17 protein-coding genes and 1 other RNA gene are annotated in these 22,511 nt (G+C 67.2%); 4 read left to right on the top strand and 14 right to left on the bottom strand.

The window, feature by feature from the left end; all coding sequences use genetic code 11:
* Positions 1–954 carry an ABC transporter substrate-binding protein gene (locus AABM56_RS09745; RefSeq protein ID WP_133859276.1) on the bottom strand — a complete coding sequence of 318 codons (954 nt, stop codon included), beginning with the start codon at positions 952–954 and terminating at the stop codon, positions 1–3.
* Positions 951–1,730, bottom strand: coding sequence for a class II aldolase/adducin family protein (locus tag AABM56_RS09740; RefSeq protein ID WP_133859277.1), 780 nt, complete (start codon positions 1,728–1,730; stop codon positions 951–953). Before AABM56_RS09740 ends, AABM56_RS09745 begins: the two co-directional genes overlap by 4 nt.
* A 251-nt stretch (positions 1,731–1,981) precedes the next feature.
* Between AABM56_RS09740 and AABM56_RS09735 the strand changes: the two genes are divergently transcribed.
* Positions 1,982–2,584, top strand: coding sequence for a cysteine dioxygenase (locus AABM56_RS09735; protein ID WP_133859278.1), 603 nt, complete (start codon positions 1,982–1,984; stop codon positions 2,582–2,584).
* The gene (locus AABM56_RS09730; protein ID WP_133859279.1) at positions 2,581–4,149 is read left to right on the top strand and encodes a rhodanese-related sulfurtransferase; all 1,569 of its coding nucleotides are present in this window, start codon (positions 2,581–2,583) and stop codon (positions 4,147–4,149) included. Before AABM56_RS09735 ends, AABM56_RS09730 begins: the two co-directional genes overlap by 4 nt.
* A 130-nt stretch (positions 4,150–4,279) precedes the next feature.
* Here AABM56_RS09730 and AABM56_RS09725 read toward each other — a convergent pair whose 3' ends face one another.
* Positions 4,280–4,975, bottom strand: a complete 696-nt coding sequence (locus AABM56_RS09725) for an alpha/beta family hydrolase (protein WP_347884049.1) — start codon at positions 4,973–4,975, stop codon at positions 4,280–4,282.
* Between the two features lie 112 nt (positions 4,976–5,087).
* Between AABM56_RS09725 and hemN the strand changes: the two genes are divergently transcribed.
* Both hemN and fnr read left to right on the top strand, forming a co-directional pair.
* Positions 5,088–6,470, top strand: coding sequence for an oxygen-independent coproporphyrinogen III oxidase (hemN, locus tag AABM56_RS09720; protein WP_347884048.1), 1,383 nt, complete (start codon positions 5,088–5,090; stop codon positions 6,468–6,470).
* Between the two features lie 63 nt (positions 6,471–6,533).
* Entirely contained in the window at positions 6,534–7,265 is a 732-nt protein-coding gene (gene fnr, locus AABM56_RS09715) for a fumarate/nitrate reduction transcriptional regulator Fnr (protein ID WP_007162251.1), read from the top strand.
* 44 nt (positions 7,266–7,309) lie between these two features.
* Here fnr and AABM56_RS09710 read toward each other — a convergent pair whose 3' ends face one another.
* The 11 genes from AABM56_RS09710 to smc all read right to left on the bottom strand — a co-directional run bounded on the left by AABM56_RS09710 (position 7,310) and on the right by smc (position 22,461).
* On the bottom strand, positions 7,310–9,727 hold the full coding sequence (locus tag AABM56_RS09710) for a TonB-dependent siderophore receptor (RefSeq protein ID WP_133859282.1): 2,418 nt from the start codon (positions 9,725–9,727) through the stop codon (positions 7,310–7,312).
* 77 nt (positions 9,728–9,804) lie between these two features.
* Positions 9,805–10,737, bottom strand: a complete 933-nt coding sequence (locus AABM56_RS09705; protein ID WP_347884047.1) for a DUF4880 domain-containing protein — start codon at positions 10,735–10,737, stop codon at positions 9,805–9,807.
* Positions 10,734–11,243, bottom strand: coding sequence for a sigma-70 family RNA polymerase sigma factor (locus AABM56_RS09700; RefSeq protein WP_133859284.1), 510 nt, complete (start codon positions 11,241–11,243; stop codon positions 10,734–10,736). The genes AABM56_RS09705 and AABM56_RS09700 overlap by 4 nt, the downstream gene beginning before the upstream one ends.
* Before the next feature lie 98 nt (positions 11,244–11,341).
* The gene (gene recR, locus AABM56_RS09695) at positions 11,342–11,941 is read right to left on the bottom strand and encodes a recombination mediator RecR (protein ID WP_133859285.1); all 600 of its coding nucleotides are present in this window, start codon (positions 11,939–11,941) and stop codon (positions 11,342–11,344) included.
* Between the two features lie 62 nt (positions 11,942–12,003).
* Positions 12,004–12,330 carry a YbaB/EbfC family nucleoid-associated protein gene (locus AABM56_RS09690; RefSeq protein ID WP_007162246.1) on the bottom strand — a complete coding sequence of 109 codons (327 nt, stop codon included), beginning with the start codon at positions 12,328–12,330 and terminating at the stop codon, positions 12,004–12,006.
* A 33-nt stretch (positions 12,331–12,363) separates the two neighbouring features.
* The gene (dnaX, locus tag AABM56_RS09685; RefSeq protein ID WP_133859286.1) at positions 12,364–14,343 is read right to left on the bottom strand and encodes a DNA polymerase III subunit gamma/tau; all 1,980 of its coding nucleotides are present in this window, start codon (positions 14,341–14,343) and stop codon (positions 12,364–12,366) included.
* Between the two features lie 178 nt (positions 14,344–14,521).
* On the bottom strand, positions 14,522–14,803 hold the full coding sequence (locus AABM56_RS09680; RefSeq protein ID WP_133859287.1) for a hypothetical protein: 282 nt from the start codon (positions 14,801–14,803) through the stop codon (positions 14,522–14,524).
* Between the two features lie 185 nt (positions 14,804–14,988).
* Positions 14,989–15,085, bottom strand: an RNA gene (gene ffs / locus AABM56_RS09675) — signal recognition particle sRNA small type.
* 286 nt (positions 15,086–15,371) lie between these two features.
* Positions 15,372–17,756: an NAD-dependent DNA ligase LigA gene (ligA, locus tag AABM56_RS09670; RefSeq protein ID WP_133859288.1), complete on the bottom strand. Its 2,385-nt coding sequence runs from the start codon at positions 17,754–17,756 to the stop codon at positions 15,372–15,374.
* Between the two features lie 114 nt (positions 17,757–17,870).
* Entirely contained in the window at positions 17,871–18,770 is a 900-nt protein-coding gene (zipA, locus tag AABM56_RS09665) for a cell division protein ZipA (protein ID WP_208690864.1), read from the bottom strand.
* Positions 18,771–18,975: 205 nt separating this feature from the next.
* Positions 18,976–22,461: a chromosome segregation protein SMC gene (smc, locus tag AABM56_RS09660; protein ID WP_133859290.1), complete on the bottom strand. Its 3,486-nt coding sequence runs from the start codon at positions 22,459–22,461 to the stop codon at positions 18,976–18,978.
* Positions 22,462–22,511 lie beyond the last annotated feature (50 nt).

Below are 22,511 nucleotides of genomic sequence, written 5' to 3'. Positions count from 1 at the left end.
TCATGGTTTGGCTTCCTGAGTAAAGACACTGGCATCGGCCAGGGCGGCGACGTCGACCGGTTTGGGCAGCACCTGGAGTTCGCTGAAGAGATCGGCCACCTGCTGCACCGCGGCGACGTCTGCTGGCTGCACCGGGCGCAGGCCACGGGAGGTGCGGGTGGAAATGGCCACCGCGGCACCTTCCGGCAGGCGCGTCAGCTCGGCGTAGACCCGGGCATAGTCCTGCGGATGGGCGACCGCCCAGGCCCGCGCCTGGGCCAGGCGCCCGGCGAAATCGGCGATGGCGGCGCGCTTGGCCGGGTCCTCCAGCGACGCTGGCGTGGCGGTGAGAAAGCCCAGCGCGGTGGTCAGCCCCTGGCCATCGCGCAGCAGCCGGGCGCCGTGCTGCTCGGCGATGCCGAGATAGGGATCGAAGGTGGCCCAGGCGTCGATCTGCCCGGCATTGAAGGCGGCGCTGGCATCGGTGGGCAGCACGAACTTGACCGTCACCTCGTCGCGCCTGACCCCTGCCTCTTCGAGGGCGGCATACAGCAGATGCTGGGAGATGCTGCCCTTGGCCGAGGACACCACCACGGTACGCCCCTTGAGGTCCCTGACCGAACGGATCGGCGAATCCTTCTGTACCAGCAGGCCATTGGCCTGGGGATAGCCGACATTGGTGGCGATCAGCTTGAGCGGCACGCCGCCGGACGCGGCCATCAGCACCGGCAGGTCCCCGGCGTAGGAGGTATCCACCGCGCCGACGCGCTGGGCCTCGAACAGCGGCGCGGCGCCCTGGAAGTTGGCCCAGCGATAGCGGTAGGGCGCGCCTTCGAGGGTGCCGGCGGCTTCCATCATGGCGCGCAGACCGCGGGCCTGGTCGCCCAGCACCAGGGTCACCCCGGAGAGATCCGGCGCCGCCTGGGCCTGCCCCAGCAGCAGCGCCAGGCCCAGCGTGGCAAGCAAGCGCTTCATTGCGCGTACTCCCGGCCCTCGTGGCGCTCCAGTTGGCGCACCGCCGCCTCCCAGTGGCGGACATGAGCGCCGCGCGCCAGGTTGCCGGGGATGAGGTCGCTGACCTTCTGCGCCACGGCGTCCGCGGCGATCACCAGCTCGGCACCGCCGCTCTGGGCCGCCAGCTGCGCCGCGCAGGAACGCTCCAGGTAATAGAGGTGCCAGAAGGCCTCTTCCAGACTGGCGCCCACGGTCAGCAGCCCATGGTTGCAAAGGATCATCGCCGGGTGCGCCCCGAGGTCGGCCACCAGCCGACTCTGCTCGTCCAGATCCAGGGCCACGCCCTCGTAGCCATGATAGGCCAGGCGGCCGAAGAACCTCATGGCGTGCTGGGAAAGCATGAGTAGCCCACCGCGCTGAGCGGAGACGCCGATGCCCGCGGCCGTATGGGTGTGCAGCACCGCATGGAGGTCCGGCTGGGCACGGTGGATGGCGCTGTGGATCACGTAGCCGGCCGGGTTGATGCCGAGCCCGGTGGGGTCGAGGACGATTTCGCCATCGAGGTCCACCTTTACCAGCGAGGAGGCGGTGATCTCGTCGAAGGTCTGGCCGAAGGGATTGATCAGGAAGTGCGCTTCCGGGCCCGGCACCCGTAGCGAGAAGTGGGTGTAGATATGGTCGGTCCAGCGTTCGCGGGCAGCCAGGCGATAGGCGGCGGCGAGCTTGACCCGCGCCTCCCATTCGGCGGCGGATACCTGGGCGCGGACGCTGGCGAGGGCATTCTGGAAGACGGTCATGCAGCGGCTCCGAAAGCAGAAGAGGCGCCAGGGCGACGGGCGTTGCCCTGGTCTGCTTAGAACCTAACGTTGTGAGTCACCGAGACGGAAATATCGATTGCGCATAACCTAATATGCTCGTTCTGGATAACAAAAATAGCTAAATATGCGAAAACTTGTTTTCAGCACAGAACCAATCGATCTAAGGCGCTGGGCCCTGACCTTGCTTTAATGGCGATCATTGTCCACCCGCCTTCTCCGTGGAGCTCGCCATGATCCCTAGGCTCGACCGCCTGCGCCTGTTCCTGCATGACCTCGCCACCCTGGTCGACGAACACCCTGCCGAAGCTCAGCTGCTGCAGCACGGCGCCGCCCTGCTCGGCGAGCTGGTGCGCCATGACGACTGGCTGCCCGAGGACTGCGCCCTGCCCCGCCCCGAGCGCTACAGCCAGTACCTGCTGCATGCCGATGCCCGCCAGCGCTTCTCGGTGGTGAGTTTCGTCTGGGGTCCGGGCCAGGCCACGCCGGTGCATGACCACCGCATCTGGGGCCTGATCGGCATGCTGCGCGGCGCCGAGATCGCCCAGGGCTTCGCCCGCGACCCCGTCGGCCGCCTACTGGCGGAAGGCGCGCCCGTGCGCCTGGAGCCGGGCCAGGTGGAAGCGGTCTCGCCGCGGGTGGGCGATATCCACCAGGTCAGCAACGCCTACGCCGACCGCACCTCCATCAGCATCCACGTCTATGGCGGCAACATCGGCGCCGTGCGTCGCGCCGTCTATGCCGCGGATGGCCAGGAAAAGCCCTTCATCTCCGGCTACACCAATCGCCAGTTGCCCAACCTGTGGGACCTGTCCCAGGAGACCGCCACACCATGACCGCCATCCGCACCGCCGAGGACATCCGCCAGGCCCTGCTCGCCGGCACCGAAGTCGCCCTGCTCGACGTCCGCGAGGAAGACCCTTTTGCCGCCGGCCATCCGCTGTGGGCCGCCAATCTGCCGTTGTCGCGCCTGGAGCTGGAGGCCTGGTCGCGGCTGCCGCGGCGCGACGTGGCCATTACCCTTTACGACAATGGCGAGGGCCTGGCGGAACGCGCGGCCGAACGCCTGCACGCCCTGGGCTATACCGACGTGGCCCTGCTCGAAGGTGGCCTGGCGGGCTGGCGCGCCAGCGGCGGCGAACTCTTCATCGACGTCAACGTGCCGAGCAAGGCCTTTGGCGAACTGGTGGAAGCCCGGCGCCATACCCCTTCGCTGCCCGCCGAGGAGGTCCGGGCGCTGCTGGATCAGGACGCCGACCTGGTGATCCTCGACGCCCGCCGTTTCGAGGAATACCAGACCATGAGCATTCCCGGCGGGGTCAGCGTGCCGGGTGCCGAACTGGTGCTGCGGGTGGCCGAGCTGGCACCCGATCCGCGCACCCGGGTCATCGTCAATTGCGCCGGCCGTACCCGCAGCCTGATCGGCGCCCAATCGCTGATCAACGCCGGCATTCCGAATCCGGTGGCCGCCCTGCGCAATGGCACCATCGGCTGGACCCTGGCCGGCCAGACCCTGGAACATGGCCAGCAACGCCGCTTCGGTGCGGTGAGTCCGGCGACCCGGGCGACCGCCGCGACCCGCGCCCGCCAGGTCGCCGATCGCGCCGGCGTCGCCCGCCTGCCCTTCAGCGAACTGGCAGCCTGGCGCAACGACGCCCAGCGCACGAACTACCTGATCGATGTGCGCACCCCCGAGGAATTCGCCGCCGGCCACCTGCCCGGCGCCCGCTCGACACCAGGTGGCCAGCTGGTCCAGGAGACCGATCACAGCGCCCCGGTGCGTGGCGCCCGCCTGGCGCTGGTGGACGACGACGGCGTGCGCGCCAACATGAGCGCCTCCTGGCTGGCACAGATGGGCTGGACGGTGGCGGTGGTCGACGCCATCCCGCCCGGCGCCCTCAGCGCTACGGGCCCCTGGCAGGCACCGGCACCCACGCCGGGGCCGTTGGAGCGCATCTCGGTGACGCGGCTGCAGGAATGGCTGGCCGAGCCGGGCACCCTGGTGGTGGATATCACCACCAGCGCCAACTATGTGCTGGGGCACATCCCGGGCGCGGCCTGGGTGCTGCGCGCCGATCTGCCGGCAGCGCTGCCACCCGCCGAGCGCTATGTCTTCACCTGTGGCAGTGGCCAACTGGCCGCCTTCGCCGCCCTCGACGTCCAGGCCACCACCGACCGGCCGGTCCTGCTGCTGGAAGGCGGCACCGCGGCCTGGCTGGCCGCCGGCCTGCCGGTGGAAGGTGGCGAGACGCGGCTGCTGTCGACCCGGCGCGATCGCTACCGACGCCCCTACGAGGGCACCGACGCCCCGCGTGCGGCCATGCAGGCTTACCTGGACTGGGAATTCGGTCTGGTCGAGCAGTTGCGGCGGGATGGCACCAGCGGCTTCCGGGTCATCTAAGAGCCTCCTCAAAGTCTGCTGCGCGTCGGCCAAACGGCGTTGAAAATGGCCTGGAAGGCCAGCCCCGTCGCAATGCTCATTTACCACTCGTAAACCCGAGCGCGGGTCCGATCCGCTTCCTCAGCTATTTTCAACGCCGTTTGTCTCTAGCTCGCGAGACTTTGAGCAGGCTCTCATGCTTCGATGCCGTACGCACAAAGGCCGCCACCCGGGCCGCCGTCTCTACCAGCGCCTGGGAATGGCTCAGGCCGCTGCGCTTGAGCGGCTTGAGATCATGGTCCGCGGTGGCGATCCACTGCACCTCGATGCCTGGTGCCAGCGCATAGCCCGCCACCTCCTCCCGCGTGCCCAGGGCATCCCGCTCGCCCTGGACGATCAGCGTCGGTGTCGCCAGGGTCGCCAGGTGGTCGGTGCGCAGCCGTTCGGGCTTGCCCGCCGGATGGAAGGGATAGCCCAGGCAGATGAGGCCCGCCGCGCCCAGTTCATCGGCCAGCAGACTGGCCATCCGCCCGCCCATGGACTTGCCCGCCAACCACAACGGTCCGCTTTCCGCCGCGCGCCAGGTGGCGACCATGGCCCGCCAGTGCTCCAGCAGGACCGGGGCCGGATTCGGCGGGCTCCGTTTGCCCTCGGCGCGCGCTCGCGCCATGTAGGGAAAGTCGAATCTCAGGGTCCGGATCTCGCGCCGGGCCAGTTCCTCGGCCAGTTGCTGCAGGAAGGGGCTGTCCATCCCCGCCCCCGCCCCATGGGCCAGCAACAGGGTCGCCAAGGGCTCACCCGCGGGTCGGCATTCGCGAAAGCCGTCGAGGTACAACTCGTCTGCCATGGGCCACTCCTCGTCCAAACGCCAGAGCTTAACCCGGGCTTTATTGATCTGGATCAATAAAGCCCGGAGCCTGCCCCTCACACTGGGCACCTCGAAACCACTGGAGCCCGGCATGACAGCCGCCCTCGCCTGGGACGCCGACCTCATCGCCCGCTACGATCGCGCCGGCCCCCGCTACACCTCCTACCCCACCGCCGTGCAATTCCACGACGGCATAGGCCCCTTCGACCTGCTCGGCGCCCTGCGCCTGAGCCGCCAGGCCGGACGGCCGCTGTCGCTCTACCTGCACGTGCCCTTCTGCGCCAACATCTGCTACTACTGCGCCTGCAACAAGGTCATCACCAAGGACCGCAGCCGCAGCGCCGCCTACCTCCACGCCCTGCGCCAGGAGATGATCCTCACCAGCCGGCACCTGGATGGCGGGCAGCGGGTGGAACAACTGCACCTCGGCGGCGGCACCCCGACCTTTCTCAATCCCATGCAGCTGCGCGAGCTGATGGCCGACCTGCGCCGCCACTTCACCCTGGCCGACGACGACCGCGGCGACTACTCCATCGAGATCGATCCGCGCGAAGCCGACTGGAGCACCATGGGCCTGCTGCGCGAGCTGGGCTTCAACCGCGTCAGCTTCGGCGTCCAGGACCTGGATCTGCAGGTGCAGCTGGCGATCAATCGCCTGCAGCCCTTCGACGACACCCGCACCCTGGTGGAGGCCGCTCGCGCCCTCGACTATCGCTCCATCAACCTGGACCTCATCTACGGGCTGCCGCGGCAGACCCCGGCCAGCTTCGCCCACACCGTGGAGCGGGTGCTGGAACTGCAGCCGCATCGGCTGTCGGTGTTCAACTACGCCCATCTGCCGCAGCGCTTTCCGCCGCAGCGGCGCATCGAAGCCAGCGAACTGCCGGACCCCGCGGCCAAGCTGGAGATGCTGCAGCGCACCGTGGAACAGCTGCTGGCCGCGGGTTATCGCTACATTGGCATGGATCACTTCGCCCTGCCCGACGATGACCTGGCCATCGCCCAGGAAGACGGCACCCTGCAGCGCAACTTCCAGGGCTACACCACCCACGGCCATTGCGACCTGCTCGGCCTGGGCGTCTCCGCCATCAGCCAGGTGGGCGAGGTGCTCTGCCAGAACACCCCCGACCTCGCCCGCTACCAGGAACGCCTGGGCCAGGGCGAACTGGCGGTGGCCCGCGGCCTGCGTCGCTCGCGGGACGATCGCATCCGCGGCGCGGTGATCGCCCAGCTGATCTGCCATTTCCAGCTGGATTTCGCCGCCATAGAGCGCAGCTGCGAACTGGATTTCCGCCAGTACTTCGCCGATGCCTGGCCGCACCTCGAGGCCATGGCCGCCGACGGCCTGATCCGTCTCGATGCCCGCGGCCTGCAGGTGCTGGCGCCGGGCCGCCTGCTGATCCGTGCCCTGTGCATGCTGTTCGACCGCTACCTGCCGGACCATGACAAGCAGCGCTTTTCCCGGGTGATATGACCCATGCCTGCCACCACTGCTAAAGTTAGACTTTTGGAACCAGACGAGAAGCGATCTTCCCCCATGACCGAGCCCCTCAAGCTGCGCAACGCCCAGGCCCATTGCAAGGATTGCAGCCTCGCCTCGCTGTGCCTGCCGCTGTCGCTCGATCTGAAAGACCTGGACGCCCTTGACCAGATCGTCAAGCGCGGCCGGCCGCTGGCCAAGGGTGACCATCTGTTCCGCCAGGGCGATACCTTCGGCTCGGTCTATGCGGTGCGCTCCGGCGCCCTGCGCACCAGCAGCCTGAGCGATGCCGGCGAGGAGCAGATCACCGGCTTCCACCTGCCCAGCGAACTGGTCGGCCTGTCGGGCATGGACACCGAGCGCTATCCGGTCTCGGCCCGGGCGCTGGAGACCACCACCGTCTGCGAGATCCCCTTCGAGCGCCTGGATGAACTCTCCGAACAGCTGCCGCAACTGCGCCGCCAACTGCTGCGGGTGATGAGCCGGGAGATCCGCGACGACCAGCAGATGATGGTGCTGCTGTCGAAGAAGAGTGCCGACGAGCGCATCGCCACCTTCCTGGTCAATCTCTCCGCGCGCTTCCATGCCCGCGGCTTTTCCGCCCAGCAATTCCGCCTGAGCATGTCGCGCAACGAGATCGGCAACTTCCTCGGCCTGGCGGTGGAAACCGTGTCGCGGGTGTTCACCCGCTTCCAGCAGAGCGGTGTGCTGGCGGCCGAAGGCAAGGAGGTACGCATCCTCGACTCCGCCCGCCTCTGCGCCCTCGCGGGTGGTCAGTTGGAAGGCTGACGGCGGGCGCCTGCCGCTCGGTCAGCGGCAGGCGCCCGGCCCGTCTAGAAGCTATAGCTGACCGTCGCGGTCACGTTGCGCTCCTCCCCGAAATAGCAGAAGTCCAGGCTGTAGCAGGACGCCACATAGTCCTTGCCCATGAGGTTGTTGGCATTGACCCGCGCGGTCAGCCCCGGCAACCCCAGACGGGTGAAGTCATAGGCGAGCATGGCGTCCACCAGGGTGTAGGCCGGCACCTTGAGTGTGTTGGCCTTGTCCGCCCAGCTGGTGCCCACGTAGCGTGCGCCGGCGCCGACGCTGAACCCTGCCAGCGGTCCGGCCAGCTCGTACTCACCCCACAGCGACGCCTGGTGCCGAGGCGCCTGGTTCGGCGTGTTGCCCTGGGTGCCGTCCAGCGCCTGGGTGTACTCGATGTCGGTAAAGGTGTAGCTACCCAGCAGCTTGAGCCGCTCGGCCAGTTGCAGATGGCCCTCCAGCTCCAGGCCACGGGAGCGGATCTCGCCTACCGAGGAATAGAAGTCTTCCTGGGGCAACTTGGTCGCCACGTTTTCCTGGGTGATATGGAACAGCGAGGCGGTATAGAAGCTGGCGCTGCCCGGCGGCTGGTACTTCAGGCCGAGCTCCCACTGCTTGCCCTCGGTGGGCTCCAGGGGATTGCCCGCGGCGTCGTTGTAGGCGTTGGGATTGAAGGAGGTGGAATAGCTCAGGTAGGGCGCCAGGCCGTTGTCGAACAGATAGAGCGCTCCGGCACGGCCGCTGGCCTGGCCACGGCGCGCGCTGCTGCGGGTGCCCGCCAGGCGATCCTCGATGCCGATTTCCACCCAGTCCTGGCGTAGACCCAGGGAAAGGCGCCAGCGATCCAGTTCGATGAGATCCTGCAGGTAGACGCCGGTTTGCTGCAGTTCGCGGCGGTACTCGCTGCCGGGGGAGATAGTCACCTGGCCACCGTAGTTCGGCGCGAAGGCATCCAGCGCATCCGCCGTGCCGCTGGGCCAATCCACATGGGTCCAGCGACGCTGGTAATCCAGTCCGGCGAGCAGGGTATGGCGGCTGCCGGCCCAGTCGAAGTCCGCCTGCACCAGGTTGTCCAGGGTATAGGCGTGCAGGTTCTCGCGGCCGCCGGAGTAATAGCGATTGAGCAGGTTGCTGTCGCCGACATAGCCGTAGCCATAGACCTGCTCCAGCTCGACCCGCGACTTGGCGTAGCGGAAGTTCTGCCGCGCGCTCCAGACGTCGTTGAACCTGTGCTCGAACTGATAGCCGACCATCTGCTGGGTCCGTTCGAACCTGTCGTGGTCCGGTTCGCCGTCGAAGAAGTGGTTGCTGATATAGCGGCCATTGCGGCGATAGAGGCTGCCCTCGGCCGGCACGCCACTGTGGTAGCCGCCATCCGGGTCCTTTTGCAGATAGGCCTGCAGGGTCAGGGTGGTATCGTCGCTCAGGTCGATGGCCAGGCTGGGCGCCAGGGCGTAACGCTCTTCTTCCACTTGGTCGAACTGGGTGTCGCTGTGCTGCGCCAGACCCACCAGCCGATAGGCGATGCGCCCCTCCTCGTCCAGCGGTCCGCCGAAATCGAAGCCGGCGCCATGCTGGCCGAGATTGCCCAGGGTGGCCTGGACCTGGTGATAGGGCTGGTACAGCGGCTTCTTGCTGGTCAGGGCCACCAGACCGCCCGGCAGGCTGCGGCCATAGAGCACCGACGCCGGGCCCTTCACCACGTCGATGCGCTCGAGGAAATAGGGATCGACCTGCAGCGAGCTGAAGGTACCGCTGTCGCCCATGGTCTTGAGGCCGTCGAGAAAGACATTGTCGACGCTGTTGTCGGCGAATCCGCGCATCACCACGTAGTCGTAGCGATTGGAGGCGCCGATCTGGCCGGTGAAGATGCCCGGGGTGTACCTCATGGCCTGCTGCACGGTCTTGGCACCCTGGTCATCGATCTGCTCGCGGGTCACCACCGAGACCGACTGGGAGGTTTCCAGCAGGCCCTTGCTGGTCTTGGTGGCCACGTCGCTATGGGTCGCCAGGTAGCCATCGGTCTCGCCCAGGGCATTGCCCAGGGCGAAGCCAGTCACCGTGGTATCACTCAGGGAGGTCACGCCGGTCGCGGCCACCGCCTCCAGGCGATAGCTGCCATCGGCCTGCCGCACCGCCTGCAGGCCACTGCCCTGGAGAATCTGCTGGAAGCCGTCGGCCGGTGTGTAGCGGCCCTGCAGCCCCGGACTGCGCCGACCTTCCAGCCCCTGGGCGGGCGCCGACAGCAGTACGCCGCTCTGGGCGGCGAAGGTACTCACCACCGTGGCCAGACTGCCCGCCTCGATGCGGTATTCCTGCGCCAGGGGCGCCGCCTGGACCAGGCCCGGGGACATGGCCAGGCCGGTGATGCCCAACGGCATGGCCAGGGCGAAGACGCGCAGGGCGCGGCGCAGCGGATGCAGGGTGAAACGGGTATCGCGATGCATGGAGGGCCTCGAAACGGAGATCGTTTCCCCTAAGCCCCGCGAGCGCGAAAAAGGGGAACCACCCGCGCCATATTTTTTCAGGCGGGCACGATCTGCACCCACCAGGGCAGGCGCCGTTCCACCCGTACCGGCAGGCTGTCGGCCAGGGCCGCCAGCGCGCGGTCGGTATCCGCCAGGGGATAGCTCCCCACCACCCGCAACTGGGCGACCGTGGCGGTGCAGGTCAGCAGGCCCGGTCTATAGCGACCCAGCTCCGCCACCAGCGCCGCCAGCGACCAGTCGTCGACCACCAGCCGCCCCTGGCGCCAGAGTTGCCGCCCCGGATCGACCGGGCCTAGCGGCTGTACGGCGGTAGCCGTCATCAGCGCCCGGGCCCGTTGCGCCAGGCTCTCGGGCCGGGCCTGGCGTGGCAGCAGCTGCAGAGCCCCACGATAGGCTGCCACCTCCAATCCGTCGTCACGCGCCTGGACCGCGCAGCAACCCGCCCCGAAGCGCACCCGGCCTGGCGTCGCCTCCAGCACCATGGGAGCCGTCCCCCCTCGGCTTTCGAACAGCGCCTCGCCGCGCAGCAAGCGCCAGTGATCCGCCGTGGCCCCGCGCGCGAGTTGGCTGTCGGTGTTGAGCCAGACGCGCACCCCGGCGGCCAGGTCGAAGGCACGGATCTCGCCGACCGCCGTGCTCAGGTCGGCGCCCTGCCCCAGCCGCCAGTCGTCCGGCCGCGTCCAGCCCAGCGCCAGACCACCCAGGGCCAATCCCAGCACCTTGAGCGCCCGGCGCCGTCCCAGGGACTCGCGCCGCGCCAGGGCCATTCGCCCGGACGCAGGCAGACCGGTGAAGCGCGCACTGATTTCCTCCACCCGCGCCCAGGCCACGGCGTTGCGGCTATCCGCCTGCAACCAGCGTTCCCAGGCCCGCTCAGTGACGGGGTCCACCTCGTCGGCAGCCAGTTCGGCGAACCACACCGCCGCTTCCTCCAGAGGTCCGCCACGACCGGGGGTCAGCGCACTCAAGACACCAGTTCCAGGCAGTGCAGCATGGCCTGGGCCATGTACTTCTTGATCATCCGCTCCGACACGCCCAGCCGCTCGGCGATGACGCCATAGGTGAGCCCCTCCAGTTGCGCCAGCAAGAAGGCCTGGCGCACCCGGCCGGGCAGGCGGTCGAGCAGCGCATCGAGTTCGGTGAGGGTCTCCAGGATCAGGGCCTGAGCTTCCGGCGAAGGCTGCACGGCCTGCGGTTGCGCGGCGAGGGCATCGAGATAGGCGCGCTCCAGGGCCTGGCGCCGCCAGTGGTTGGCCAGCAGGCCCTGGGCGACGGTCGCCAGGAAGGCACGGGGTTCACGCAGGCGTTCCAGCTCGGCTTCCCGAGCCAGCAGCCGCACGAAGGTGTCCTGGGCCAGATCGGCAGCCTGCCCCAGGCAACCCAGCCGTCGCTGCAGCCGCTCGCGCAGCCAGCCATGGTGGTCCAGGTAGAGGGTCCGGATATGTCCGTGCCGGTCGGACTCGAGCGTCTGCATCACCATCCTCGGAAGCAGCTGACTTCCGATAATGATAATGCTTCTCGATCACAAGATACAGGCCTGTCGCCGTCTCGCGGCGACGGGACAGCGCAGTGCTAGAGCGCTATCGGCTTGCGCCCGGCAAAGGCGTGGGTCAGAGTGCCGCCGTCGACCAGGTCCAGTTCGCCACCCAGGGGCACGCCATGGGCGATGCGGGAAATGGTCAGGCCCTTGGGCGCCAGCAGCTGGGCGATGTAGTAGGCGGTCGCCTCGCCTTCCACCGTGGGGTTGGTAGCGATGATCATTTCCTGGAAACCGCCCTCGCTGACACGCCGTTCGAGCTCGGGTACGCCGATGGCGTCCGGACCCAGGCCGTCTATGGGCGACAGGTGCCCCTTGAGCACGAAGTAGCGCCCGCGATAGCCGGTCTGCTCCACGGCAAAGACATCCATGGGGCCTTCCACCACACAGAGGATGCTGTCATCACGGCGGCTGTCGGCGCAGAAGCCGCAGATCTCGTCTTCGCTCAGGGTGCGGCAGCGCTTGCAGTACCCGACCCCTTCCATGGCGGCGCTGAGGGCAGTGGCCAGGCGCTGGCCACCCTGGCGTTCGCGTTCGAGCAGTTGCAGGGCCATGCGCTGGGCGGACTTCTGGCCGACCCCGGGCAGGACCCGGAGCGCATCGATCAATTGGCGAATCAGGGGACTGAAGCTCATGGACTACCGTACTGGAAGGCGGGAGGAACGGGTGCCCGACGGACACCCGCAGCTGGAGCGTCTTAGAAAGGCATCTTGAAGCCGGGCGGCAGCTGCATCCCGGAGGTCATGCCGGACATCTTGTCCTGGCTGTTCTGCTCGATCTTGCGCACGGCGTCGTTCACCGCGGCGGCGATCAGGTCTTCGAGGATTTCCTTGTCTTCCTGCATGAGGCTGTCATCCAGGCTGACGCGCTTGACGTCGTGTCGGCCGGTCATGACGACGCTGACCAGGCCGGCGCCGGATTGACCGGTCACTTCGGCGTTCGCCAGCTCTTCCTGCATCTTCTGCATCTTTTCCTGCATCTGCTGGGCCTGCTTCATCAGGCCGGCCATGCCACCTTTCATCATGTCTGCTACCTCGAACTATGAATGGAAAACCGGTCAGGCTTGGGTGTCGACCGGCTCGATGGTACCCGCGCGCACCGTGGCGGCGAACTGTTGCATCATCTGGCGGATGAGCGGGTCGTCCTGGATCGACAACTCCGCCTGCCGCTGCCGCTCCGCCCGGCGCCGCGCGGCGGCCTGGGCGGGCGTCTCCTGCTCGGGGGTCTGGATGGTGACCTCGAGCGTAATGGGGCGTCCCTGCTGCTGGTTCAGCGCATCGTTGAGCCGGCGCTGCTGGTTGGCATTGAACAGGGCGCTCTGCGCCGGATCCAGGTGCAGGTGCCAGCGATCGCCGTCCATGGCCACCAGGGTGCAGTTGGCGGCGATGCTGGCGGTCAGTCCGCCCAGCTTGAGATCGGGGAACAATGCCTGCCAATCGGCTGCCAGGCCCGTGGCCGGTTGCACCGCCGGCGCCGGCGCCGCGGCCACCGCTTCGGCAGTCGGCTCGCCGAGGCTGTCGAGATAGTCGTCCAGCCCCACCTCGTAGTAATCCTCGGCGGGTGGCGGCTCTTCGTCACCATCCAGATCGTCACCAGCGGTGTCCGCCGGCAGTTCGGCGATCACCGTGGCGTCTGGCGTCGTCTCGACCCGTGGCGTGGGCGCCGCCTGAGCGGCGGGCGCAGCGACCTGTGTCACCGGTGCGGGGGCTGGCGCCGCTGCCGCCTTGACCTGTGCTTGCCCAGACTCCTCCCAGGGAAGATCGACCGGCACCTCTACAGGGGTGGTATTGCTTGCAGGTGACGGCTCGGGAGCAGGCGCAGGGGCTGCCTGAGGCCTGGGGGCAGGCGTTGAAGCCACCGGAACCGCCGCGGCCACCGGACGGGGGTTGGAGTCAGCCGTGGCCGGGCTGGCTCCCGTCGTCTTTAGTGCCCGTCGCTCGGTAATCGCCGCGCCAGCCGGCCGGAAGGCCAGCATGCGCAGCAGGACCATCTCGAAGCCATGGCGCGGCTCCGGTGCCAGCGGCAGATCGCGCCGGCCAACCAGACCCAGCTGGTAGTAGTACTGGACATCCTCCGCCGGCAGCGTCTGCGCCAGGCTCAGCACCCGCTCGCGATCGCCCTGGCCGTTGTCGACCGCATCGGGCAGCACCTGGGCGATGGCCACGCGATGCAGCACATTGAGCAGCTCGGCCAGCACCCCGCCCCAGTCGGGGCCCTGCTCGGCCAGATGGCGAACCGCGTCCAGCACGGCGCGACCATCGCCTTCCAGCAAGGCCTGGAGTACGTCGTAGACCTGGCCATGATCGAGGGTCCCGAGCATGGCGCGCACATCGGCGGCCAATACCTTGCCCTCGCCAAAGGCGATCGCCTGATCGGTCAGGCTCATGGCATCGCGCATGGAGCCATCGGCCGCACGACCCAGCAGCCAGAGCGCATCGTCCTCGAAGGGAATGCCTTCCGCGGCGAGCACCTGCTGCAGGTGGGCAACGACCCGCTCCGGCGGCATGTTCTTCAGCGAGAACTGCAGGCAGCGCGAGAGAATGGTAACCGGCAGCTTCTGCGGATCGGTGGTGGCAAGCAGGAACTTGACGTGGGGCGGTGGCTCTTCCAGCGTCTTCAGCAGGGCGTTGAAGCTGTGGGTGGAAAGCATGTGCACCTCGTCGATGAGGTACACCTTGTAGCGACCGCGGGACGGCGCGTACTGCACGTTCTCCAGCAGCTCGCGGGTGTCTTCCACCTTGGTGCGACTGGCGGCGTCCACCTCGATGAGATCGACGAAGCGGCCTTCATCGATCTCGCGGCATACCGAGCAGCTGCCGCACGGCGTCGAGCTGACGCCGGTCTCGCAATTCAGGCACTTGGCCAGGATCCGCGCGATGGTGGTCTTGCCCACCCCGCGGGTGCCTGTGAACAGATAGGCATGGTGCAGCCGCTCGTTATCCAGCGCATTGATCAGCGCCTTGAGCACATGGGTCTGGCCGACCATTTCGCGGAACGACCGCGGGCGCCATTTGCGCGCAAGAACCTGGTAACTCATCGAGACCTGATCAGGAGAAGACGTGGGGGGAGCACATGCTAACGAAGAGGGGCCGCGAATGCATCCCGCAGCGTGGCATCGGAACGCCGCCACGCGGACTGCCGCTACCTCCCCAGATGGAGGCAGCCAGGCGGATTTTCAAGCGATCAGGAGGGGAAGCGGCAGCGAAAAAGCCGTTTCAGGCGCGCCGGCAGTGGTCTTCGCCGTCGGCCAGGACAACGCTGGAGACATAGGCTGCCAGGGCATCCAGCTGGCCGCGCAGGCGGCTCACGGTGGCGTTCATCTTGAATGGGTTGTTCGCCTCCTCGTTGGTCAGGTCGATCCTGATCAGCAGCAGGGGCTCGGAGGGGTGGTGGATCTGAGCGACCAGCGTCGTCTCGGTGTCGCGCCGGCAGTCGACGCGATACGGATGGAGGCCATTGCTCAGGACGCGTCCTGCGCTTTCGAGTCCGTTCTTCACGATGAATCCTTGGACATTCGTCCAGTAATGATGGTGCGGCGCGCATGATGGCATAGAGCCATGAACCAGAACAGTGCATTTCGTCACGAAAGCCGTGTGGCATGCTTCGCGGAGCGCTGAGCGGCGAGACAAAAAGGAAGGGGAAAAGCAGGAAGAGGAAAAGCGGGGGGCAGAAATGGAGGTGGCCCCGCCAGCCACACCCCGGCACACGACATCACCGCTGCGGCTGCTCCCTTCCGGGCCTGACCGGGTTCACGGTTGATCGTTGCGGGGGGACCGACAGAGCCACCATAACGCCTCACCCTGAGGTGAGGTGCATCATTCTACGCGGTTGGGGCGAAGTTGCAAGCCATACAAGGACTTAGGCTCGCCAAGGGATAACGGATGATACCTGGAACGGCAAAACTGTCCTGCTCCGGATCAAACGCCTACGACCTGCTGCCCGCGATAGCCAGGCAGGGGTATTGAGCAAGGCTGCGCCAGGATAGGACCACCCGTACCAGATCCAGTGAACACGAGCCGCCTCGGCCGCAGGTAGTGCCCGCACGACCGGAGCCTGCTCCTCTCGCTAGCGAACGCCCTGGGCTTCGAGGATCTGCAGGAAGGCGTCCTCGTCCAGCACCTTGATCCCCAGCTCGTTCGCCTTGGTCAGCTTGGACCCCGCCCCCGGACCGGCGACCACCACGGCGGTCTTGGCCGAGACCGAACCCGAGACCTTGGCGCCCAGGCCCTCCAGGCGTTCCTTGGCCTCGTCGCGGCTCATGGCCTCCAGCGTTCCGGTGAGCACCCAGGTCTGGCCGGCGAACGGCAGGCCCTGCACGGCCTGCCGGGTGCTTTCCCAGTGCATGCCAAAGGCCTTGAGCTGGGCCTCGATGGCCAGCGCCCGGGCGACGTTGTCCGCCTCGGCGAAGTACTCGCGCAGCCCCTGCTTGGCCCGTTCGTTGAGACCCGCGAGGGTCTTGAAGGTCAGCCAGTCCTGGGAGCCTTCGATCAGGGCCGCCAGGCTGGGAAAGGCAGCAGCCAGGGTCTTGGCGCCGGTCTTGCCCAGAGAGGGAATGTGCAACTGGTCGAGGAAGTCGGCGAAGGCGGCATAGCCGGCGAATTCGGCGTGCACCTCACCCTCGTCCGCCAGCGCGATGCCGTTGGCCAGCAGCGCCTCCAGGACCTCGCGGTTGTGCGCGGACTGGAAGAAGTTGTGGATCTCGAAGGCCACCTCCGGCCCGATGTCCGGCAGATAGACCAGCACCTCCGGCAGCGCCTCGCGAATGCGCTGCAGACTGCCCAGGGCGCGTGCCAGGCGCTTGGCGGTCTCTTCGCCCACTTCGGGGATGCCGAGGGCGAAGATGAAGCGGGCCAGCGCCGGCTGTCGGCTGGCTTCGATGGCCGCCAGCAGGTTGCGACTGGACACCTCGGCGAAGCCTTCCAGCGCGACCACCTGCTCGTAGGTCAGGGTGTACAGATCGGCCGGCGATTTCACCAGGTCGCGATCCACCAGTTGCTCGACGATGCGATCGCCGAGGCCGTCGATGTCCATGGCACGCCGCGAGGCGAAGTGGATGATCGCCTGCTTGAGTTGCGCCTGGCAGGCCAGGCGGCCGACACAGCGATAGACCACGCCTTCGCTGACCGACTCCCTGCCCTTGCCGCGCCTGATCAGCTGGGTGCGCTCCACCGCCGAGCCGCACACCGGGCAGTGCGTGGGGATCGCCACCGGCCGGGCATCCGCCGGTCGCCGCTCAGGCACCACCTGCATGATCTGCGGGATGACATCGCCGGCGCGGCGCACGATCACGCTGTCGCCGATCATCACGCCCAGCCGGGCGATCTCGTCCATGTTGTGCAGGGTGGCGTTGGTCACGGTGACGCCTGCCACCTGCACCGGCCTGAGTCGGGCCACGGGGGTGATGGCACCGGTACGCCCCACCTGGAATTCGACATTGAGCAATTCGGTCAGCTCTTCCCGGGCGGGAAACTTGTGCGCCAGCGCCCAGCGCGGTTCCCGGGCGCGGAAACCCAGCTCGCCCTGCCAGTCGAGCCGATTGACCTTGTAGACCACGCCATCGATCTCGTAGGCCAGGGCATCGCGGCGCTGGCCGATGTCCTGGTAGTAGGCACGACAACCTTCCGCGCCCTGCACCTTGCGCAGCTCGCGACTGATGGGGATGCCCCATTTCCGGAGCTGCTGGAGAATGTCGTACTGGGTGTCCGGCAGCGCCCCGCCCTCGACCCGTCCGAAACCGTAGCAGCAGAACTCCAGCGGCCGCTGGGCGGTGATCCGCGAATCCAGCTGGCGCAGACTGCCGGCCGCGGCATTGCGCGGATTGGCGAAGGTCTTGCCGCCGCTCTCCATGGCCCGGGCATTGAGCGTCTCGAAACCGGCGCGGGAGATGAACACCTCGCCGCGCACCTCCAGCACCGCCGGCCACCCTTCGCCCTGCAGGCGCAGCGGGACGTTGCGGATGGTGCGCACATTGGTGGTGATGTCTTCGCCGGTGGTACCGTCGCCGCGGGTGGCGCCGCGGGTCAACAGGCCGTTCTCGTACAGCAGACTGACCGCCAGCCCATCGAGCTTGGGCTCGCAGGTGTACTGGACACCGGAATCCGGTCCGGCGAAGTCGGTCTCGCCGAATTCCTCACGCAGGCGCTTGCCCACGCTGCGGTCGAAATCCTGCAGGTTCTCGTCGGCGAAGGCATTGCCCAGGCTGAGCATGGGTACTTCATGGCGAATGGTGCCAAAGGCGGCCAGGGCCGAGCCACTCACCCTCTGGGTGGGCGAGTCGGGTGTCACCAACTCGGGATGCTCGGCCTCCAGCGCCTTGAGTTCGCCGAACAGCCGGTCGTACTCGGCATCGGGCACGCTCGGCTCGTCCAGCACGTAGTAGCGGTAGTTGTGGGCGTCGATCTCGCTGCGCAGGGCGGCGATCCGGCTGACGGCATCTTGGGCGTCGGTCATGGCGGTCTCTCACTGTCGCCACCCAGGGGTGGCCCTGGCGGCACCCGGGGCGCCGCGGCAAAACTCACAAACAAAAAGAGCAGCCGAGGCTGCTCTTGGTTCGCTCCGGCGCGATCAGCGCTTGAGCATCAGGCTCTTGCGTTCGAAATCGACGATGCGCTGGCGATAGTGCTCGATGGTCTGGGCGGTCATGACGCTGCGCTGCTCGTCCTTCAGCTCGCCATTGAGTTCGGACGACAGCTTGCGCGCCGCTGCCACCATCAGGTCGAAGGCCTGCTTGGGATGGCGCGGACCGGGCAGACCCAGGAAGAAGCTCACCGCCGGGGTATGGAAGTCGTCGATGGCATCCAGATCGAAGGTGCCCGGACGCACGGCGTTGGCCATGGAGAACAGCACCTCGCCATTGCCCGACATGCTCTCGTGACGATGGAAGATATCCATGTCGCCGAAGCGCAGTCCGCTTTCCAGGATGCTCTGCAGCAGCGCCGGCCCGGAAAAGCCCTTCTCGTCACGGGAGATGACGTTGATCACCAGCACCTCGTCCACCGGCGCCATGGCGGCCTGACTGCTGCTCGTGCTGACGGGCTCGCTGACCGGCTCGCGCTCGGGCGCCTTGCTGCTCAGCGGCTTTTCCTTGCGCGGCTTGTCGCGACCACGGGTGGCGACTTCATCGGAATCGACGGCCAGGCCTGCCAGGCTTTCGTCGCTGGCGGACAGGTCGAAGCTGTCGGCACTGGGTTCTTCGCGGCGTTCATCGCGGCGCTTGCGCTGGGTGGAGCGCGGTGGCGTCGGCTCACCCGGATCATCCAGAGAGGGCTCCCTGGGCTCTATCACCCGTGTCGGGCCAACGATTTCCGGATCCTCGTCCTCGTGTTCCGGATGGCTGTTCAGCGACTGGTCAAGTTTGAACTTGAGCTTGCCCTTGCCGCTCATGCGACGCCAACCATCGAACAGAATACCGGCAATGACGATGACGCCGATGATGATCAGCCACTCGCGCAGACCCATATCCATGAAAAAGACATACCCCTGTGAAAATAATGGACCGACACCCGTCGGGAAACTTTGGAAAGTCGACGCTTGCGAGGTCTTTCCAAAACCTCCGAAACCTACGCCAAGTCAGTGTTCTTCCTAGCTTTTTCCACTTACCGCTAGCGCGGCCATAAGCTAGCACGACTGCTGCCAACTTTACACCGCCTAGCCGCGAGGCTGTGGGGCACTAGGCATCGACCATGGCCACCGCCTCTTCCACATCCACCGCCACCAGCCGTGAACAGCCCGGTTCGTGCATGGTCACACCCAGCAACTGATCGGCCATCTCCATGGCGATCTTGTTGTGCGTGATGTAAATGAACTGCACCTTCTCCGACATGCTCTTGACCAGCCGCGCATAGCGACCGACGTTGGCGTCATCCAGGGGTGCATCCACTTCATCGAGCATGCAGAACGGCGCCGGATTCAACTGGAAGATGGCAAAGACCAGTGCCAGCGCCGTCAGGGCCTTTTCGCCGCCCGACAACAAATGAATGGTGCTGTTCTTCTTGCCCGGCGGCCGCGCCATGATCGCAACCCCGGTATCGAGTAAATCTTCCCCAGTAAGTTCCAGGTAGGCGCTGCCACCCCCGAAAACTTTTGGGAACAGGGCCTGCAGGCCATGATTGATCTGGTCGAAGGTGTCCTTGAAGCGATTGCGGGTTTCCCGATCGATCTTGCGGATGACGCTTTCCAGGGTCTCCAGTGCCTCCACCAGATCGGCGTTCTGGGCATCCAGATAGGTCTTGCGCTCGGCCTGCTGCTGATATTCGTCGATGGCCGCGAGGTTGATCGGCCCGAGTCGGGCGATACGCGCCGCAACCGCCTCCAGCTGCTCTTCCCAGGCGGCTTCGCTGGCCTCCGCGGGCAGGGTCGCGATCACCGTCGGCAGGTCGTAGCCGTCGGCCGCCAGCTGCTCGGCGAAGCCACTGCGCCGGGTCGCCAGGCCCTGCCACTCCAGGCGATGCTGCTCCAGCTGGCCGCGCAGCAGCGTGGCCTGCTGTTCCGCCTGCAGGCGCCGCCGCTCGAAATCACGCAACTCCCGATCGGCATCCTCCAGCGCCAGCCGCGCCGTGCGCAGCTCCTCGTCCACCTGCAGGCGCCGCTCCAGCAACTCTTCCAGGCGCAGGCGTAATTCGTCGAGGGGCTCGCCGCCTTCCTCCAGATTGAGATTGAGCTGCTCGCAGCGCTCGCCGAGGCGCGCGGTCTGCAACTCAAGCCGCTCCAGCGCCTGGAGGGTCGACTGACGCTGGGCTCTCAGGGTGGTCAGCCGCACCGTCAGCTGATGCAGTTGTTCCTGCGCCTGGCGCTGGCGCTGGCGCGCCGCTTCCACCGCCTGCCGATGACGGTCGCGCTGTTCCTGCAATAGCGCGCGCTGCTCGGTATCCACGGCCATGGCGTCGAGGGCGTCCTGCAGGCGCAACCGGCATTCGCCCAACTCCTCCTGCTCATGCGCCAGCTGCTGCTCGACATCCTTGAGCTCGGCCTCCAGCTGCCGACGACGGATGCTCAACTGTTCAGCCCTTGCCTGTTGCGCGGACAGCTGGGCGCGGGATTCGGCCAGCCGCTGCTGCTCCTGCTGCTGGCGCCGCCGCGCCTCTTCACGCTCGCCTTCCAGCCGCTGCTGGGCCGCGCGACGCTCTTCCAGCCGTTCTTCCTGGAGGGCGAGCGCCTCGCTCAACTCCAGGCGCCGTGCCTGCAACTCTTCCAGTTCGCGTCCGCGGGCCAGGACACTGCCCTCGGCCGCCTGAGCACGCCGCACGCGCAGGAAATGCCGGGAGACCCAGTAGCCTTCCGGCGTGATCAGACTCTGCCCTGGGGCCAGGGCCGGCCGCCGCGCCAGCGCCTCGTCGTAACTGTTGGCGATCAGCACCTGACCCAGCCAGGGCGACAGGTCGCGCGGTGCCTGCACCCGCTCCAGCAGGCTACCCACCGCCACCGCTACCGAACCGGGCAGCGCCAGGTTCAGGGCGCCACTGGCGAAGGTGTCGAGCCGCAGGGACGCCAGATCATCCAGGCAGACCGCCTGCAGATCACTACCCAGCACGGTTTCCACGGCCAGTTCCCAACCCGGGGTGACCTGCACCTCGTCGGCCAGCTGCGGCGCCTGGTCGAGCCCTTCGGCTGCGAGCCACTGGGCTACCCCGGTTGCGGGAGCGAGGGCCGCCTGCTGCAGGGCCTCCAGCGAGGCGATGCGACCTTCCAGCCGCTGCAATTCGCCCTGACGCTGACTCTGCTCGCCCGCCAGCCCCAGCAATTCTTCCCGCAGCCGCTGCAGGCCCTCGGCGACCTGCAATTCCTGCTCGGCCAGGCCTTCCAGCAGCAACTCGTCCTCGGCGATCTGCTCTTCCAGCATGACCAGGCGCTCGGACGGACCGTCCTCGCCCAGCAGGGTGCGCTCGTCGCGCAGTCGACGCCGGCGTTCCGTGCCGCGCTCCAGACTCTGCTCCAGCGAGCGGATGCGTGCCTGCTGCACGTCCGCCTCCCGCTGCGGCTCGACGCTCGCCGCACTGAGCGCCTCCCAGCGCTGCTGCCAGTCCGCCAGCGCCAGCTCCGCCTCTTCCAGCGCGGCACCACCCTCCTCGCCCAGCTCCCGGGCCGCCTCTTCCTCGGGTTCGAGCATCGCCAGCTCTTCTTCGAAGGTGGCGAGCAGCACCCGGTCGTGCTCCAGGTGGGACTCGGCCTCGCTGCGGGCCTGTTCGGCCTCGCGCAGATCGTCCTGCAACTGCCGCTGGCGCTGCTGACCATGCTGAATGGTCTGCTCCAGGCGGGCGATGTCACCCCCCAGGGAGTAGAAGCGGCCCTGCACCAGGTTGAAGGCTTCGCTCAGCTCGTGATGGCCATCGCGCAGCCGCTCGATACCGGCATCCGCCTGGCGCTGTTCGGCAGTCAGGGCCTCGAGCGCGGTCTCCTGGTCGCGGATCACCTTTTCGCGCTGCTCGACGCGACCATCCAGTTCGCGCCAGCGCACCGCCTGCAACTGCGCCCTGAGTTGCCGCTCCTCCTGCCTGAACGCCTGAAAGCGCTCGGCCGACTGTGCCTGACGGTGCAGCCGCTCCAGCTGACGCTCCAGCTCTTCGCGCAGATCGGTCAGGCGGGCGAGATTCTCCTGGGTGCGGCGGATGCGATTCTCGGTCTCGCGCCGCCGCTCCTTGTACTTGGAGATGCCGGCGGCCTCCTCGATGTAGTGCCGCAGATCCTCGGGACGCGCCTCGATCAGCTTGGAGATCATTCCCTGCTCGATGATCGAATAGCTGCGCGGGCCGAGGCCGGTACCGAGGAAGATGTCAGTGATGTCGCGCCGGCGGCACTTGGTGCCGTTGAGAAAATAGGTGTTCTGGCCTTCGCGGGTCACCCGCCGGCGAATGGAGATTTCCGCGTAGCTCGCGTACTCCCCCACCAGAGTGTGGTCGGAGTTGTCGAAGATCAGTTCGATGGAGGCCTGGGACACCGGCTTGCGGCTGTTGGACCCGTTGAAGATGACGTCGGTCATCGACTCGCCGCGCAGATTCTTGGCCGAACTCTCGCCCATCACCCAGCGCACGGCGTCGATGATGTTCGACTTGCCGCAACCGTTGGGGCCGACCACCGCTGCCATGTTGCTCGGGAAATTCACCGTCGTCGGATCGACGAAGGATTTGAATCCCGCCAGCTTGATCGACCTCAACCGCATATCAGGAGCCCTTGTCCACCGCGCCGTGCCAACCGCAGGCGAAAGGGTGA

This window comes from Pseudomonas aestiva (genome assembly GCF_039908605.1).
GTDB lineage: Bacteria > Pseudomonadota > Gammaproteobacteria > Pseudomonadales > Pseudomonadaceae > Chryseomonas > Chryseomonas aestiva.
The sequence above is the reverse complement of the archived record's forward strand: the minus strand, read 5'-3'. Positions and strand labels throughout refer to the sequence as shown.

Bases quoted from the DNA above. Each gene is read 5' to 3' on its own strand.
- dnaX (WP_133859286.1), bottom strand. From the start codon at position 14,343: ATGAGTTACCAGGTTCTTGCGCGCAAATGGCGCCCGCGGTCGTTCCGC.
- zipA (WP_208690864.1), bottom strand. From the start codon at position 18,770: ATGGATATGGGTCTGCGCGAGTGGCTGATCATCATCGGCGTCATCGTC.
- AABM56_RS09735 (WP_133859278.1), top strand. From the start codon at position 1,982: ATGATCCCTAGGCTCGACCGCCTGCGCCTGTTCCTGCATGACCTCGCC.
- AABM56_RS09710 (WP_133859282.1), bottom strand. From the start codon at position 9,727: ATGCATCGCGATACCCGTTTCACCCTGCATCCGCTGCGCCGCGCCCTG.
- ligA (WP_133859288.1), bottom strand. From the start codon at position 17,756: ATGACCGACGCCCAAGATGCCGTCAGCCGGATCGCCGCCCTGCGCAGC.
- AABM56_RS09730 (WP_133859279.1), top strand. From the start codon at position 2,581: ATGACCGCCATCCGCACCGCCGAGGACATCCGCCAGGCCCTGCTCGCC.
- AABM56_RS09740 (WP_133859277.1), bottom strand. From the start codon at position 1,730: ATGACCGTCTTCCAGAATGCCCTCGCCAGCGTCCGCGCCCAGGTATCC.
- AABM56_RS09690 (WP_007162246.1), bottom strand. From the start codon at position 12,330: ATGATGAAAGGTGGCATGGCCGGCCTGATGAAGCAGGCCCAGCAGATG.
- AABM56_RS09745 (WP_133859276.1), bottom strand. From the start codon at position 954: ATGAAGCGCTTGCTTGCCACGCTGGGCCTGGCGCTGCTGCTGGGGCAG.
- AABM56_RS09725 (WP_347884049.1), bottom strand. From the start codon at position 4,975: ATGGCAGACGAGTTGTACCTCGACGGCTTTCGCGAATGCCGACCCGCG.
- fnr (WP_007162251.1), top strand. From the start codon at position 6,534: ATGACCGAGCCCCTCAAGCTGCGCAACGCCCAGGCCCATTGCAAGGAT.
- hemN (WP_347884048.1), top strand. From the start codon at position 5,088: ATGACAGCCGCCCTCGCCTGGGACGCCGACCTCATCGCCCGCTACGAT.
- recR (WP_133859285.1), bottom strand. From the start codon at position 11,941: ATGAGCTTCAGTCCCCTGATTCGCCAATTGATCGATGCGCTCCGGGTC.
- AABM56_RS09700 (WP_133859284.1), bottom strand. From the start codon at position 11,243: ATGCAGACGCTCGAGTCCGACCGGCACGGACATATCCGGACCCTCTAC.
- smc (WP_133859290.1), bottom strand. From the start codon at position 22,461: ATGCGGTTGAGGTCGATCAAGCTGGCGGGATTCAAATCCTTCGTCGAT.